Here is a 13,101-nt window from a genome sequence, read left to right on the forward strand (position 1 = left end):
GCCCGCGCGGAAGGCGATGGCCTCAGCCGGCCGCGAAGGCCGGCATCGGCGGCAGCGGCTCCATCGGCGTCTTGAACCAGCGCTGGTGGATGCGGTCCAGCTCCCCGTTCTGCACAAGCTCGGCGATGAAGCTGTTGCACCAGTCTCGCAGTGCCGCGTCCTGCTTCCGGAAGGCCATGCCATTGGCCTGCGCGCGCAGCGTGAATTTCGGCTCGATCTCCAGCTTGGGATAATTGGTGGTCAGCTGCGCCAGCACGGTGCTGCTGGCGCCGATGGCCTGCACCTGGCCCGAGATGATGGACTGCGTGGTCGTCGCATCATCGTCGAAGCGCATGATGCGGATCTCCTTCGGCGCCACGGCCATGACCGCCGAATCCTGCGTGCTGGCGCGGGCAACGCCGACGCGCACGCCCTTCAGGTCGTCCGGCCCGCTGATTTTGGTGCTCTTCGGCGCCAGGATATAGGTCGTGAAGGCGCTGTAGGGGTTGGAGAAGAGCACCTGCTTCGACCGCTCCTCCGTGATGCCGAAGGTGGCGACCAGCATGTCCACCTTGTTGGTCAGCAGGAAGGGGATGCGGTTGGGGCCGGTGACGGGCACCAGCTGCAGCTGCACGCCCAGCGCCTTGGCCAGCAGGGCCGAGACATCCGCGTCATAGCCGGCGGGCTTCTGATTCTCGTCGATGCCGCCGAAGGGCGGGTAGTCGGTCAGGATGCCGATGGAGATCTTCCCGGCCTTCTTGATCTCATCCGGCGTGGCCGCCGCGGCGGGGCGCGTCAGGCCCGGCAGCATGGCGGCCGAGGCGCCGATGGCCAGCGCCCCCAGGGCCCGGCGTCCGATCGGATAGGCTGTCATGTCAGTCTTCTCCCTGGTGTTCGTTTCCCGGACCATGCGCCGCCGCCTCAGCGGCTGGCGAGGGCCAGTTTCTGCTCCATGCGCCGGCTGTAGATGGAGAGCGGCCAGCAGAGGATGAAATAGACCAGTCCCACCAGCCCGAAGATGGTGAAGGGATGGAAGACCGCGTTGTTGATCACCTGCGCCGCGCGGGTCAGCTCCACGAAGCCGATCATCGAGGTCAGCGAGGTCGCCTTGATCAGCTGCACGAGGAAGCCGACCGTGGGCGGGAGGGCGATGCGTACGGCCTGCGGCAGCACGATCAGCCGCATCTGGTGCCAGTAGCGCAGGCCCAGCGCGCTGGATGCCTCCCACTGGCCGCGCGGCACGACCTCGATGCTGCCGCGCCAGATCTCGCCCAGGAAGGCGCTGGCATGCAGCGACAGGCCAAGCGTGGCAGCGCCCCAGGGATCGACATCGAAGCCGAAGAGGCCCGGCACGAAGAAGGCCAGGAACAGCTGCATCAACAGCGGCGTTCCCTGGAAGACCTTGATGTAGCCGAAGGCGAACCAGCGCAGCACCCGGATTTTGCCGCTGCGCATCAGCGCGATGGCCAGGCCGCCGATGCTGCCGCCAATGAAGGCGCAGACCGAGAGCAGGATGGTCCAGCGCACCGCCGCCAGGATGAAGAGGATCTCGTTGGGGCCGAGGCTACGCATGCTGCCGTCCTCCTCAGCGTGTGGCGGGCTGGCGCAGGAAGGCGCGTTCGATCAGTGCGAAAATGCCCCAGAATGTCAGGGAAAGGACGAAGTAGATGCCGGTGACGACGAAATAGACCTCGAAACTGCGGAAGGTCCGCGCCTGGATGTCATTGGCCGCGCCCGTCAGCTCATTGGCCGCGATGGCGGAGCAGACGCTGGAATTCAGCATCAGCAGGATGAACTGGCTGGTCAGCGCCGGGTAGATGGCCTGGATGGCGGGCTTCAGCACGATCAGGCGGAAGATCTGCAGCGGCTTCAGGCCCAGCGCCCGCCCGGCCTCGATCTGGCCTTTGGCGATGCTCTCAATGCCGGCCCGGATGATCTCGATGCCGTAGGCGCCGACATTGACCACCAGGGCCAGCAGGGAGGCCTGGTCGGCCTCCAGCCGGATGCCGATCGCAGGCAGGCCGAAGAAGATGATGAAGATCTGGATCAGGAAGGGCGTGTTGCGGATCAGCTCGATATAGGCGTCGATGATCCAGCGCAGCGGCCTCGGCCCGCCGGTCTTGCCCAGTGCCCCCAGCACGGCCACGACCATGCCGATGGCCATGGCGGCCGCCGATAGCCAGAGGGTGCGCAAGGCCCCGGCCATGAGTTCATCCCAGGAGGCGAAAACCTGGCCGAATTCGAAGGCGTAGTTCATGCCGGCAGGCAACCGGTCCACAGGCGCGGCGCGGCCATGGGATTCACCCTCTCGATCGTTTCCTGCCCGCCTTTGCGGCTTTGGCTTTGACCTGGCTGCGGCCGCCTGGGGCGGCTCGTCCGGCTACCGCAGGCTGGCGTGGATCATGAGGGCATGCAAGTGGGGAGGGGATGACACGGTGGTAAGGCGCGGACTGCCCGGGGCAGCCACGGCCATGGGCCGCGCGTGATGCCGGCGGCGCTGTCGGTATCGGGGATGAGAGAGGATGGTGCCCAGAAGTGGAATCGAACCACCGACACTGCGATTTTCAGTCGCATGCTCTACCAACTGAGCTATCTGGGCCCATAGCGGCGGTGGCGTTGCCGTCACCGTCTGTAGAGTGCGCCCGAAATAGACGATGGCCGGGGGGCTGTCCAGCCACCTCTGCCGGATATTTCGGCCGCGCCGCCAATTAATCCCGCGTCTCGTCTTCCTGTGGCACCGGCGGGCCGGGGATGACATAGGCCTCGTTCAGCCAGCGGCCGAGATCGACCTGCCGGCAGCGGGCGGAGCAGAAGGGGCGCTGCTGCGGGTCGGAAGGCTTGCCGCAGATGGGGCAGCGGGCCAGGGAGGGTTTGGGCTTATTCGGCATGGATGTCTTCCTGTCCCGGGGGGCAGAGAGGGTCGGGGCGCAGGCTCAGCGGGCCAGCCTGCGTGGCGAAGTCCTGCAACGCGCCCGGCCAGTCCCGCAGGGCGGCGCAGATGGCGGGCTGTGCGGTCAGCACCAGCCTGGCCCCTGGCCGCGCCGCCGCCTGCCGCAGGCCGCGCCGCAGCGCCGCCAGTCCGCGTGTCAGGGCAGAAGGTGGATGGCCGAGGACCTCGTGCAAGGGGGGCAGCACCCGCCGGCGTTGCAGCTCGATCAGCCCGAGGCCGGTGACGCCGACCACGCGCAGGTCCGGGTCGGCACCCGCGGCCTCCTGCATCGCCGGCAGCAGCGCCTTGCGACGGGCCATGGGCAGCCCGGCCATATCCACCAGGATGGCGCCGGCCAGGTGGCGCAGGCGGATCTGCCGCGCCACCTCGGCCAGGGCGGCGCGGTTCAGGGCCAGATGGGCCCCCGCGTCCCGGCTGCCGGCCTGGGTGCCGGCATCGACATCGATGGCGACCAGGGCGGGGGTGGGATGGATGCGCAGCCGGCCGCCGCCGGGCAGCGCCACATCGGGGCCGGAGAGTTCCTCGAACTCGCCCTCCAGCGCATCGTCGAAGGCCGGGGTGGGGGAGAGGGTGACGCGCGCCGCGCCCAGCGCCGCGCGCAGCCGCGCGACGGTGGCGGCGCTGTCGGCGCGCAGCGGGGCATCGGGGTATTGCGCCGCCAGCCGCAGCGGTGCGTCCGGCCCGCGGGCGAGCAGGCGAAGCGGTCCTGTCACCGGCTCCGGCGGCGGGCGCAGGGCGAGGCGCGGGCCCTTGCCGCCTTGGGCGGCGCGGGTGATGGCCACGCGCAGCCATTCGCCCTCCGTGCGGCCTCTGGCGCCCTCCGAATCCGGCAGGAAGCCGGTCTCGCCGCCCGCCAGGGCCACGAAGGCCCCGGCCATGGCGGGCGCGCGGGCGGCGAGGCGCCCGACATGCAGGTCGCCGATGCCGTCCGGCCGGGCCGGGCGCTCGATGAAGGCGGCCTCCAGCCGGTCATTCCGCAGCAGTGCCGTGCGCTGCTCGCCGGGGGAGGTGCTGACGAAGATCAGCACCGGGCCCGTCATGGGCGCAGCCAGCCAATGCCCCGCAGCAGCTGCGCCGTTTCGAACAACGGCAGGCCGATCACGTTGGAATGGCTGCCGGCGAGGAAGCGCACGAACATCTCGGCCGATTCCTGGATGGTATAGCCGCCGGCTTTACCCTTCCATTCGCCCGAGGCGATGTAGGCATCGACCTGCTGCTGGGTCAGCCGCTGAAAGGTGACGATGCTCTCCACCAGCCGGGTCAGCACGCGGCCATCGGGCAGCGCCAGCGCCACCCCCGTGGTGACGCGGTGCCGGCGGCCGGAGAGCAGGCCGAGGCAGTCACGCGCCTCCCGCTCGGTCTCCGCCTTGGGCAGGATGCGGCGCCCGACGCCCACCACCGTATCGGCGGCCAGCACCAGGCAGTCGGGGACCTGCGGCGCCACCGCCGCGGCCTTGGCACGGGAAAGGCGGGCGGCCAACTGACGCGGCAGCTCGTCCTTCAGCGGCGTTTCGTCGATCTCGGAGACCAGGATGCGGTCGGGCGTGATGCCGATCCGCGCCAACAGGTCCACACGGCGCGGGCTACCACTGGCCAGCACCAGGGGCGGGCGGGTCGCAGCAGCCACCTTACGTCCTTACTTCAGTCCGTCCGGACAATTACTTGAACCGGAAGGTGATGCGGCCCTTGGTGAGGTCGTATGGCGTCATCTCGACATTCACGCGGTCGCCGGCCAGCACGCGGATGCGGTTCTTCCGCATCTTCCCGCTGGTATGGGCCAGGACCATGTGCTCGTTGTCCAGCTTGACGCGGAACATCGCGTTGGGCAGCAGTTCAACGACTTGGCCGCTGAACTCGATCATATCTTCTTTCGACATCAGACCTCTATTATCGCCGGAAGCGGGGCATTGGAGTTGTGCAGGCCATTCAGGCATGCGGTGGCGCCCGCCGCTGGCAGGTGCCGGAGATTCACCGCCGGAACATGATGGCGCGAAAGGCGCCGGTCAAGGACAGGCTCTTCCTCACAACCGCATGGCGATGCTGCGGGCATGGGCATCCAGGCCCTCGGCCTCGGCCAGGCGCACCGCGTCGGGGCCGATGGCGCGCAATCCACGCTCCTGCGGCTCGATCCAGGTGGTGCGCTTGAGGAAGTCGAAGACCGAGAGGCCGGAGGCGAAGCGCGCCGTGCGGCCGGTGGGCAGGACGTGGTTGGGACCGGCGATGTAGTCGCCCAGCGCCTCCGGGCAGAAGCCGCCCAGGAAGGCGGCGCCGGCATGGCGGATGCGGGCGAAGAGCGCGCGGGGCTCGGCCACCAGCAGTTCCAGATGCTCCGGCGCCAGGCGGTCGGAGAGGCTTGCCGCCTCCTCAAGGTCGCGGGTGACGATGATGGCGCCGTTGCGGGCCCAGCTTTCCCCGGCGATGGCGGCGCGGGGCAGGCTTCTCAGCGCATCCTCCACGGCCAGGGCCACGGCATCGGCCAGGGTGGGGCTGTCGGTGATCAGGATGGACTGGGCGCTCTCGTCATGCTCGGCCTGGGCCAGCAGGTCCATGGCGACCCGCGCCGGGTCCTGCGCCGCATCGGCGATGACGACGACCTCGGAGGGGCCGGCGATGGAATCGATGCCGACGCGGCCGAAGACCTGCCGCTTGGCCTCGGCCACATAGGCATTGCCGGGGCCGGCCACGCGGTCCACGGGCGCGATGGAGGCGGTACCCCAGGCCAGGGCGGCGATGGCCTGGGCGCCGCCGATGCGCCAGATCTCGGTCACGCCGGCACGGCGGGCGGCGGCCAGCACCAGCGGGTTCAGCACGCCGTCGGGGGTGGGGACGCACATGGCGACCCGCGCGACACCTGCCACCCGCGCCGGGATGGCGTTCATGAGCACGGAGGAGGGATAGGCCGCCTTGCCGCCGGGGACATAGATGCCGACGGCGTCGATGGCGTTCCAGCGCATGCCCAGCGTGAGCCCGGCCGGATCGTCCAGCTCCAGGTCCCGCGGCAGCTGCGCGCGGTGAAAGGCCTCGATGCGCGTGGCGGCATGGTCCAGCGCCGCGATCAGGGCGGGGTCGCAGGCCGCCACGGCCGCCTCGATCTCGGCCGCCGTCACCTTCAAGGCGGCGGGGCCGGCGGGGGTCCAGCGGTCGAAGCGCGCGGTCAGCTCCAGCAGGGCGGCATCGCCCTCCCGCCGCACCTGGGCAATGATCCCGGCGACGGCGGCATCGACCCGCGCGGTGGTGTCCCGCGCCATGTCCAGCAGCGCGGCAAAGCCGGCCTCGAAACCGGCCTCGCGGGTATCCAGGCGGATCATGCGGCCTCCAGCGCCGCGCGGAAGCGGGCCAGCCAGGCGCCGATGGCCTCCGGCTGGGTCTTCAGCGCCGTGCGGTTGACGATCAGGCGGGAGGTGACCTGGGCGATCACCTCCGTCTCCACCAGCCCATTGGCCTTCAGGGTGGAGCCGGTCTGCACGAGGTCGACGATGAGGTTGGACAGGCCCATGGCGGGCGCCAGTTCCATCGCCCCGTTCAAGTGCACCACTTCCGCCTGGATGCCGCGCGCCGCGAAGTGGCGGCGGGCGATATTGGGGTATTTGGTGGCGACGGCGACGCGGGAGAGGCGGGCGCGGTCGGCCGCCCGCTGGCCGACGGGCTCGGCCACGCTGACGCGGCACCTGCCGATGCCGAGGTCGAGTGGCGCGTAGATCTCGGGATAGTCGAATTCCATCAGCACATCGGCGCCGCAGATGCCGATCTGCGCCGCGCCGAAGGCCACGAAGGTGGCGACGTCGAAGCTCCGCACCCGCACCACGTCCAGCGCGGGGTTGTTGGTCTCGAAACGCAGGCGTCGGCTGCCCTCGTCGTTGAAGTCGGCGGCGGGGACGATGCCGCTGCGGGCCAGCACCGGCCCCAGTTCCTTCAGGATCCGCCCCTTGGGCAGCGCCAGGACGAGGGGCTGGGCGGCCTGGTCGAGGCCGGTTTTTTCGTTGATGGGCAGGTCCATGGGGAATTTTACCACCCGGCAGATTGCGGAGTCATGTCACTCACGCAGACGTTCGATGTCGGCGCCGACGCCCGCCAGCTTCTGCTCCACCTGCTCATAGCCGCGGTCCAGGTGATAGACGCGGTTGACCACCGTGTCCCCCTGCGCCGCGAGGCCCGCGATGATGAGGGAGACGGAGGCGCGAAGGTCGGTCGCCATGACCGGCGCGCCGGTCAGGCGGGAGACGCCGCGCACGATGGCGGAGGAGCCATGGGCGTTGATGCGCGCGCCCATCCGGGTCAGCTCCGGCACATGCATGAAGCGGTTCTCGAAGATCGTCTCGGTGATCATCGAGGCGCCCTCGGCCACCGCCATCAGCGCCATGAACTGGGCCTGCATGTCCGTGGCGAAGCCGGGGAAGGGCTCGGTGATGGCATCCACGCCGCGCAGCCCGTCGACGCGGGCGACGCGCAGCCCGGCATCCTCCTGCGTCAGCTCCACGCCGGCCTCGCGCAGATTGGCGGCGCAGGCGCCGAAGATCTCCTGCCGCACGCCTTTCAGCAGCACCTCGCCGCCCGTGATGGCGGCGGCGCAGGCGAAGGTGCCGGCCTCGATGCGGTCGGGCAGGATGGGGTGGGTGGTGCCGTGCAGGCTCTCCACCCCCTCGATCACGAGGCGGTCACTGCCGATGCCCTCGATATTGGCGCCCATGGCCACCAGGCAGGTGGCGAGGTCGCAGATCTCCGGCTCGCGCGCCGCATTGACCAGGGTGGTGGTGCCGCGCGCCAGGGTCGCGGCCATCAGCAGATTCTCGGTGGCGCCGACGGAGACCTGCGGGAAGAGGATGCGGGCGCCCTTCAGCCCTTCCGGCGCGCTGGCATGGACATAGCCGCCCTCGAGGTCGATGCGCGCGCCCATGGCCTCCAGCCCCTTCAGGTGGAGGTCCACTGGGCGGGTGCCGATGGCGCAGCCGCCGGGCAGGGAGACGCGGGCCTCGCGGTAGCGGGCCAGCAGCGGGCCCAGCACCAGGATGGAGGCGCGCATCTTGCGCACGAGGTCGTAGGGGGCCTCGAGATTGGTGGCCTCGCCTTCCAGGCGGATGTGGCGGCCGGCCCGGTCATGCTCCACCCGCAGCCCGTGCTGGGCCAGCAGGGCCGCCATGGTCACCACGTCGGACAGGGCCGGAGCATTGGTGAGGGTCACGCCCTCCCCGGTGAGCAGGGCGGTCGCCATCAGCGGCAGGGCGGCGTTCTTGGCCCCCCCGATGGCGATGCTGCCCTTCAGGGTGCGGCCACCCCGGATGCGGATGCGATCCATGGACTCGTCTCCCCCTTACAGCCGCGGCAAGGCGACGCCGCGCTGCCCCATGTACTTCCCCTTGCGGTCAGCATAGGAGACATCCGGCGGCGCCGAGCCCTGGAGGAAGAGGAACTGGCAGATGCCCTCATTCGCGTAGATGCGGGCGGGCAGGGGGGTGGTGTTGCTGATCTCGATCGTCACCTGTCCCTCCCATTCCGGCTCCAGGGGCGTGACATTCACGATCAGGCCGCAGCGGGCGTAGGTGGACTTGCCCAGGCAGATGACCAGCACGTCGCGCGGCACGCGGAAATATTCGACCGTATGGGCCAGCGCGAAGGAATTGGGCGGGATGATGCAGGTATCGCCCCGGCGGGTGACGAAGCTGCCCTCGGCGAAATTTTTGGGATCCACCAGCGCGTTGTCGACATTGGTGAAGATCTTGAACTCGTCGGCCAGCCGGGCGTCGTAGCCGTAGGAGGAGAGGCCGTAGGAGATCACGCCCTCCCGCCGCTGGTTCTCCACGAAGGGTTCGATCATGCCTTGCTCGGTGGCCATCCGACGGATCCAGTGATCGGGCATGATGGACATGGGCAGGCTCTTCCGTGGCGTCTGTGCAGGAGAGGGCGCGCGCCGGCAAGGGAGCGCACGCGGAGGGGCGCCGGGGTCTACCGCAGCGCCGCCGTAGCCGCAACTGATGGCGGGATAGGGCTAGCCCTGCTCAGTCTCGCCTGGAGGGACGTCTCCGGGGGCGGGGGGCTGGACGGCCTCGCGGGCGCGGGACTGGGCCTTGCGGCGACGCAGGTTCTCGCGCAGCGCGGCGGCGAGGCGCGCCTGCGCCTCAGCGGCGCGACGCTGTGCGGGGGTAGCCGGGGGGGCTGAACCTGAAGACTTGGTCATCCGGGCGATGGATCTTGCCGATGCACGGAAAGGCCGTTGGTGATGGTGCTGCTGCAGGGAATCGAACCCTGGACCTCTCCCTTACCAAGGGAGTGCTCTACCGCTGAGCTACAGCAGCTTACGCCGCGAAAGCGAGGCGGTTCCTAGGGGGCGGCGCGGCGCCGCGCAAGACCCATTCTGAACGAAAACGCGCCGGGAGGGGGGCGGGCGAGCCGATTTCTGCCATCCAGCGGACCTGCGGTCATGATACCTGCCTTACCGTAAGTGGGACGGGCCGGAGCCAGCATGGCTGCCAGCTCTCGTCAGGGTGCGCCGCAGGCATCGGGGGCAGGGCGGCTCAGCCGGAGCCATGCCCGGCTATCCCTTCTCCATCTTGAGCTTCGGCAAGGCTGAACCCCGACCGGTCCTGCCGCCAGGTCCCCGCCTGGGAGAGCGGGGCCGGCGAGCAGCAGGGGTCTGGAAATAACCCGGAAGCGCCCTGAACCTCGCCAGAAGGAGGATAAGCTGTTATGGCGCCGCAACATCACGCGATCGGGAGCGCCATGCCGACCCTGAAGTCTCTCAGCTGCGCTGAACTCGACTTGATCGTGGGAGGCACCGGCCTGGCCGATCTGGCGGCCGCTGGCTCCGCTCCGAATCAGCCTGCGTCATTCGCCCTTGCCGGTGAGGGCGCCGATCCTCTCCCTGCAGAGGACCCTGCAGCAGGGTTCGGACTCCTCCAAGTCACCAGCGCCAACAGCGGACCGGGGCGGGGCGTCGCCGTACCCGGCGGTACTGTCTTGGTTCCCGTTACCGATTTTGGTCCCGGCGAAGGCGTGCCCTTCTTCATTTTGGGGGAGGGCGGCTCCGACACCGTGCTGGTGTAAGCGCCGCGTCGTGCCACGCCCGCCCCCGGGGCAGATCAGGCTGAGCCGTTACTGGTAGCCGCCCGTCTTCTCCCGCTCCTTCGCCGCGTCTTCCTGGGCTTTCTCGTCCACCGGCTTCTCGGCGGGCGCGGGCTGCTGGTTCTGGCCGCCCTGCTTCTGCTTGTCGGATTCGGACATGGCGCATCGCCTCCTCTGCTGTGGGAGGAGAACGCGGGGCGGTGGGGGAGGGTTCCGTGCGGGGCAGTCAGCCCTGGTGCCGCTCGCACCCGCCAGCTCATAGAACAGCCCGCCCGCCCGGCCGGTATTCGATATGGGCGCTGCCGTCGAAATAGCCGGGCAGGGCGCGCTGAACCATGAGCTGCCGAAGTCCGTGTGCTGCGGCGGCTGGTCGCCGAGCCGCCGGTTTCCCGCCGGGACAGGCGGAAGCTCGCTTCCTCTCCTTCTACCGCTGGCAGGATGCGGCAGGTGAGTTCCGCGCGGCCGGGATCGGCGGACAGGGCGCCGTGTTTGGCGGCATTGGTCGCCAACTCGTCCAGCGCCAGGATCAGGGCCAGAATGCAGCGGGAGGAAAGGTGCAGCGGCGGGCTGCCAATCTGGAACTGCCTGCCATTGTCATGCGGCAGCAGAGTCCGGCCGACCACCTCGTGAATCCCGGCGTCTTGAACTGCGGGTCCAGCAAGGTGCAGGGGGTGCGGGAGAGGGCGATCATCCGCTCCTCCAGCGCCGCCCGTGCCTCGGTGAGAGGTGGCTTGGCATACTCCCCGCCGCGGCCCTGCTCCACGCAGTGGCTCAGCCCGCGCGCATCATCGCCGCCATGCGCGCGGCCCGCGCCGGGGTCTGGCGGGCCCAGAGTGAGGCCAGCATCCCCTCCGCCGCCGCAGGCCAGTCGCCGCGCCGCATGGCGGCCAGCGTGCCCTTGAAGCCCAGCAGCCCGGCGAGGCCGAGCTGGAAGGCCATGGCCTGCAGCACCACCTGCCGCGCCTCGCTTAGCCCGCCGGCCCAGGGCAGCGCCCCTGCCACCTGGGCGCGCACCTCCGACAGGTCGTTCTCCAGCAGGCCCAGGGCTTCGGCCCGGGTGATGCCCTTGCGGTCCAGGCAGCGGCCGATGCCGATGGTGGGGTGGCCCCGCAGCGCCATGCCGGGGACCAGGGGCTTGCCGGTGGCGTCGTCATAGACGGTCAGGCGCAGCCCTTCCTCGCGCGCCAGCAGGGCCGCGAGGGGGGAGGGAGCGCCGCTCATTCCCGGCTGCCCTTCTGCGCCGGCATGATGGCGGAGATGCCGCCCAGCAGCAGGATGGAGATATCGACGAAGCCCTGAATCGCGCCCTGATCCGGCGCGATGCCCTTGAGGGCGAAGACCATGACGGCGAGCGAGCGCAGCGTGCCCGGCTCGGCCAGACGGTCGAGGAGAAAGCGCATCGTTGCATCCTTGCGGAGGAAGGGAGGAAGGCGCCGGCCGCCGGGAGGGGGGAAGGCGGCCGGCGGGGCGGCGCTACTCGGCGCTGAGCGTCAGCGTGCCGGCGGCGATGGTGACGGTGCCGGCGCCCGTGACCGGCGCGTTCTGCGTCAGCGGGCCGAAGGCCAGCGCATTGCCGCCGGCGGCGGCGTCGTAGAGGCCGATATGCGTCACGGTGCCGGCGCTGCCTGTGAAGACGAAGCGCAGCGCCTCCGCGTTCTGCTGCGTACCCGTGCCGGTGAAGATCACCTTCTGCCGCGCGTAGCCATTGCCGGCGGGCTCGCCGGACAGTCCCGCGGCCACGGTGCCGCCGGTGCCCAGCGCCGCGTAGACGGCGGTGGGCAGGGAAGGGCCGCGGGCGCTGAGGGCGCGTGACAGCAGGTTGCGGGCGTAATCGGTCAGGACGGGCATTGCTGTGTTCCTTTCGAAGGAGGCGTCGTTCAGGCGGCGTTGGCCAGGGCCTGAAGCAGGTCGTCCGGCAGGCGGCTGGGGTAGTAGTCCAGCCACTCGACCTCGCCATTCGCGGCGCGGTTGAGCTGCGTGGAGCCGTGGCCGATCATCATGCGCGCCAGCCCCGCCGGGATGGCGGCGCTGGCGGTCTGCACCGTGCCGCCGGTGATGCAGAGCGCCTGGCTGCCGGGGGCCCAGGCGAAGGCGGCGCGGAAGGGCACGCCGCGCGTCATGTTGCCGGGGCTCAGCGTGGCGAGCGTCGCGCCCGCGGCCTCCACCACGCCGGTGATGGCGCTGCCGGCGGAGGTGTTGCGGAGCTGGATGCGGTTCTGGTCCGTGCCGTCGTCGATCTGCCAGAGCCCCTGCGAGGCGCCGAAGGGCGCGGGCTGCGGCAGCATGGCGCGGACCACCACCGTCCCCCGGTCGCGCAGCCCGCCCGCAGGGGTCCAGACCGGCAGGTCGGCAGCCCGGCTGCCGGCAGCCGGGCTGCCACTCGCCGGCAGCACCGGAGAAGTGGCAATCGGTCCGATCTCGACCTGCGGCAGCGCCATCTGCAAGGTCATGTCGGTCACGCCCTGCTCCGTCACGAAATAGGGCAGAATGGAGGGTACGATGCTGGTCGTGCCGGATATGCCGATGGTCCGGGTGACGGCCACCCGCTGCCAGGAGCCTGTGGGTATGAAGGCTTGATCCGTCGCCGGAGAGGAAGCACCGCCCCGTTCCTGCAGCCTGATCCGGTAATTGGCGCCGGCGGGCAGGCTGCCGGCAGACAGGCGGATATCGGCGGCGAAGGTAAAGACTTGTCCCAGGGCGCATGGAATGCCGCCAACCGGCTCCAGCAGGATGCTGAAATAACCCGATGTGGCCGGCATCCCCCGGCAGCCGACCTCCAGCAGCGGCACACCCCGGCCGGCGCCGGTTCCGATCTCCCGCGACATGCCGGCGGTGGGGGTGATGCTCCAGTAGGTCGGCGGCGTTCCGGGTGCGCCGGCTATCGCGCCTTCCGCCCTGGGGTTGCGGAGGAGGTTGGTCTGCGCGCCCTCCACCAGCAGCCGGCGGTCCGTGCCGACGAAGCGGGGCGTGTCGGCGCCGAGGCTGCGGTAGATGCCGCCGGCGTCCAGCGCCAGGGCCGCGCCGGCACGGGTGATGGTGGCCCGGCCGAGGTGGTCGGGTCCGAGGGTACGCAAGGCACCGCTATCCGCCGTCGCTTGCGTGAGGCCGAAGGCATG

Annotated in this window: 17 protein-coding genes and 2 tRNA genes; 1 reads left to right on the top strand and 18 read right to left on the bottom strand. The window is 70.1% G+C overall.

Annotated elements, in window-relative coordinates; all coding sequences use genetic code 11:
* Positions 1–22: 22 nt before the first annotated feature.
* From IAI58_RS07740 to IAI58_RS07800, 13 genes are all read right to left on the bottom strand, one after another.
* On the bottom strand, positions 23–853 hold the full coding sequence (locus tag IAI58_RS07740; protein WP_207446738.1) for a transporter substrate-binding domain-containing protein: 831 nt from the start codon (positions 851–853) through the stop codon (positions 23–25).
* 47 nt (positions 854–900) lie between these two features.
* Entirely contained in the window at positions 901–1,551 is a 651-nt protein-coding gene (locus IAI58_RS07745; RefSeq protein ID WP_207446736.1) for an amino acid ABC transporter permease, read from the bottom strand.
* Between the two features lie 13 nt (positions 1,552–1,564).
* Positions 1,565–2,236, bottom strand: coding sequence for an amino acid ABC transporter permease (locus IAI58_RS07750; RefSeq protein WP_207446734.1), 672 nt, complete (start codon positions 2,234–2,236; stop codon positions 1,565–1,567).
* A 266-nt stretch (positions 2,237–2,502) separates the two neighbouring features.
* Positions 2,503–2,578: transfer RNA gene (locus IAI58_RS07755), tRNA-Phe, on the bottom strand.
* Between the two features lie 109 nt (positions 2,579–2,687).
* Entirely contained in the window at positions 2,688–2,867 is a 180-nt protein-coding gene (gene yacG / locus IAI58_RS07760) for a DNA gyrase inhibitor YacG (RefSeq protein WP_207446732.1), read from the bottom strand.
* Complete coding sequence (locus tag IAI58_RS07765; RefSeq protein ID WP_207446730.1) at positions 2,857–3,969, bottom strand: ribonuclease E/G; 1,113 nt, start codon at positions 3,967–3,969, stop codon at positions 2,857–2,859. Before IAI58_RS07765 ends, yacG begins: the two co-directional genes overlap by 11 nt.
* Positions 3,966–4,556, bottom strand: coding sequence for a Maf family protein (locus IAI58_RS07770; RefSeq protein WP_207446728.1), 591 nt, complete (start codon positions 4,554–4,556; stop codon positions 3,966–3,968). Before IAI58_RS07770 ends, IAI58_RS07765 begins: the two co-directional genes overlap by 4 nt.
* 31 nt (positions 4,557–4,587) lie before the next feature.
* On the bottom strand, positions 4,588–4,806 hold the full coding sequence (gene infA / locus IAI58_RS07775; protein WP_007003972.1) for a translation initiation factor IF-1: 219 nt from the start codon (positions 4,804–4,806) through the stop codon (positions 4,588–4,590).
* Between the two features lie 144 nt (positions 4,807–4,950).
* On the bottom strand, positions 4,951–6,237 hold the full coding sequence (gene hisD / locus IAI58_RS07780; RefSeq protein ID WP_207446726.1) for a histidinol dehydrogenase: 1,287 nt from the start codon (positions 6,235–6,237) through the stop codon (positions 4,951–4,953).
* Positions 6,234–6,926, bottom strand: a complete 693-nt coding sequence (gene hisG / locus IAI58_RS07785) for an ATP phosphoribosyltransferase (protein WP_207446725.1) — start codon at positions 6,924–6,926, stop codon at positions 6,234–6,236. Before hisG ends, hisD begins: the two co-directional genes overlap by 4 nt.
* 36 nt (positions 6,927–6,962) lie before the next feature.
* Positions 6,963–8,222, bottom strand: a complete 1,260-nt coding sequence (gene murA, locus IAI58_RS07790; protein ID WP_207446724.1) for a UDP-N-acetylglucosamine 1-carboxyvinyltransferase — start codon at positions 8,220–8,222, stop codon at positions 6,963–6,965.
* A gap of 15 nt (positions 8,223–8,237) precedes the next feature.
* A complete protein-coding gene (dcd, locus tag IAI58_RS07795) occupies positions 8,238–8,792 on the bottom strand; it encodes a dCTP deaminase (RefSeq protein ID WP_207446723.1) in 555 nt (184 codons plus the stop codon).
* Between the two features lie 352 nt (positions 8,793–9,144).
* Positions 9,145–9,219: transfer RNA gene (locus IAI58_RS07800), tRNA-Thr, on the bottom strand.
* A gap of 391 nt (positions 9,220–9,610) precedes the next feature.
* Here IAI58_RS07800 and IAI58_RS07805 point away from each other — a divergent pair.
* Positions 9,611–9,967 (top strand): hypothetical protein, encoded by a 357-nt coding sequence (locus IAI58_RS07805; RefSeq protein ID WP_207446721.1) that lies wholly within the window; start codon positions 9,611–9,613, stop codon positions 9,965–9,967.
* Positions 9,968–10,015: 48 nt separating this feature from the next.
* Here the strand turns inward: IAI58_RS07805 and IAI58_RS23270 are convergent, their stop codons facing one another.
* The 5 genes from IAI58_RS23270 to IAI58_RS07825 form a co-directional block, all read right to left on the bottom strand.
* Positions 10,016–10,144: a hypothetical protein gene (locus tag IAI58_RS23270; RefSeq protein ID WP_272874828.1), complete on the bottom strand. Its 129-nt coding sequence runs from the start codon at positions 10,142–10,144 to the stop codon at positions 10,016–10,018.
* A gap of 612 nt (positions 10,145–10,756) precedes the next feature.
* Complete coding sequence (locus IAI58_RS07810) at positions 10,757–11,206, bottom strand: glycoside hydrolase family protein (RefSeq protein ID WP_207446720.1); 450 nt, start codon at positions 11,204–11,206, stop codon at positions 10,757–10,759.
* Positions 11,203–11,385 carry a hypothetical protein gene (locus IAI58_RS07815; protein ID WP_207446719.1) on the bottom strand — a complete coding sequence of 61 codons (183 nt, stop codon included), beginning with the start codon at positions 11,383–11,385 and terminating at the stop codon, positions 11,203–11,205. Before IAI58_RS07815 ends, IAI58_RS07810 begins: the two co-directional genes overlap by 4 nt.
* Positions 11,386–11,458: 73 nt before the next feature.
* A complete protein-coding gene (locus IAI58_RS07820) occupies positions 11,459–11,833 on the bottom strand; it encodes a phage tail fiber protein (RefSeq protein ID WP_207446717.1) in 375 nt (124 codons plus the stop codon).
* A gap of 29 nt (positions 11,834–11,862) precedes the next feature.
* The gene (locus IAI58_RS07825; protein ID WP_207446715.1) at positions 11,863–13,059 is read right to left on the bottom strand and encodes a phage head spike fiber domain-containing protein; all 1,197 of its coding nucleotides are present in this window, start codon (positions 13,057–13,059) and stop codon (positions 11,863–11,865) included.
* Between the last annotated feature and the right edge of the window lie 42 nt (positions 13,060–13,101).

It is taken from the genome of Roseomonas marmotae (genome assembly GCF_017654485.1).
Lineage (GTDB): Bacteria > Pseudomonadota > Alphaproteobacteria > Acetobacterales > Acetobacteraceae > Pseudoroseomonas > Pseudoroseomonas marmotae.

Bases quoted from the DNA above. Each gene is read 5' to 3' on its own strand.
- IAI58_RS07740 (WP_207446738.1), bottom strand. From the start codon at position 853: ATGACAGCCTATCCGATCGGACGCCGGGCCCTGGGGGCGCTGGCCATC.
- IAI58_RS07745 (WP_207446736.1), bottom strand. From the start codon at position 1,551: ATGCGTAGCCTCGGCCCCAACGAGATCCTCTTCATCCTGGCGGCGGTG.
- IAI58_RS07750 (WP_207446734.1), bottom strand. From the start codon at position 2,236: ATGAACTACGCCTTCGAATTCGGCCAGGTTTTCGCCTCCTGGGATGAA.
- yacG (WP_207446732.1), bottom strand. From the start codon at position 2,867: ATGCCGAATAAGCCCAAACCCTCCCTGGCCCGCTGCCCCATCTGCGGC.
- IAI58_RS07765 (WP_207446730.1), bottom strand. From the start codon at position 3,969: ATGACGGGCCCGGTGCTGATCTTCGTCAGCACCTCCCCCGGCGAGCAG.
- infA (WP_007003972.1), bottom strand. From the start codon at position 4,806: ATGTCGAAAGAAGATATGATCGAGTTCAGCGGCCAAGTCGTTGAACTG.
- hisD (WP_207446726.1), bottom strand. From the start codon at position 6,237: ATGATCCGCCTGGATACCCGCGAGGCCGGTTTCGAGGCCGGCTTTGCC.
- hisG (WP_207446725.1), bottom strand. From the start codon at position 6,926: ATGGACCTGCCCATCAACGAAAAAACCGGCCTCGACCAGGCCGCCCAG.
- murA (WP_207446724.1), bottom strand. From the start codon at position 8,222: ATGGATCGCATCCGCATCCGGGGTGGCCGCACCCTGAAGGGCAGCATC.
- dcd (WP_207446723.1), bottom strand. From the start codon at position 8,792: ATGTCCATCATGCCCGATCACTGGATCCGTCGGATGGCCACCGAGCAA.
- IAI58_RS07805 (WP_207446721.1), top strand. From the start codon at position 9,611: ATGGCGCCGCAACATCACGCGATCGGGAGCGCCATGCCGACCCTGAAG.
- IAI58_RS23270 (WP_272874828.1), bottom strand. From the start codon at position 10,144: ATGTCCGAATCCGACAAGCAGAAGCAGGGCGGCCAGAACCAGCAGCCC.
- IAI58_RS07810 (WP_207446720.1), bottom strand. From the start codon at position 11,206: ATGAGCGGCGCTCCCTCCCCCCTCGCGGCCCTGCTGGCGCGCGAGGAA.
- IAI58_RS07815 (WP_207446719.1), bottom strand. From the start codon at position 11,385: ATGCGCTTTCTCCTCGACCGTCTGGCCGAGCCGGGCACGCTGCGCTCG.
- IAI58_RS07820 (WP_207446717.1), bottom strand. From the start codon at position 11,833: ATGCCCGTCCTGACCGATTACGCCCGCAACCTGCTGTCACGCGCCCTC.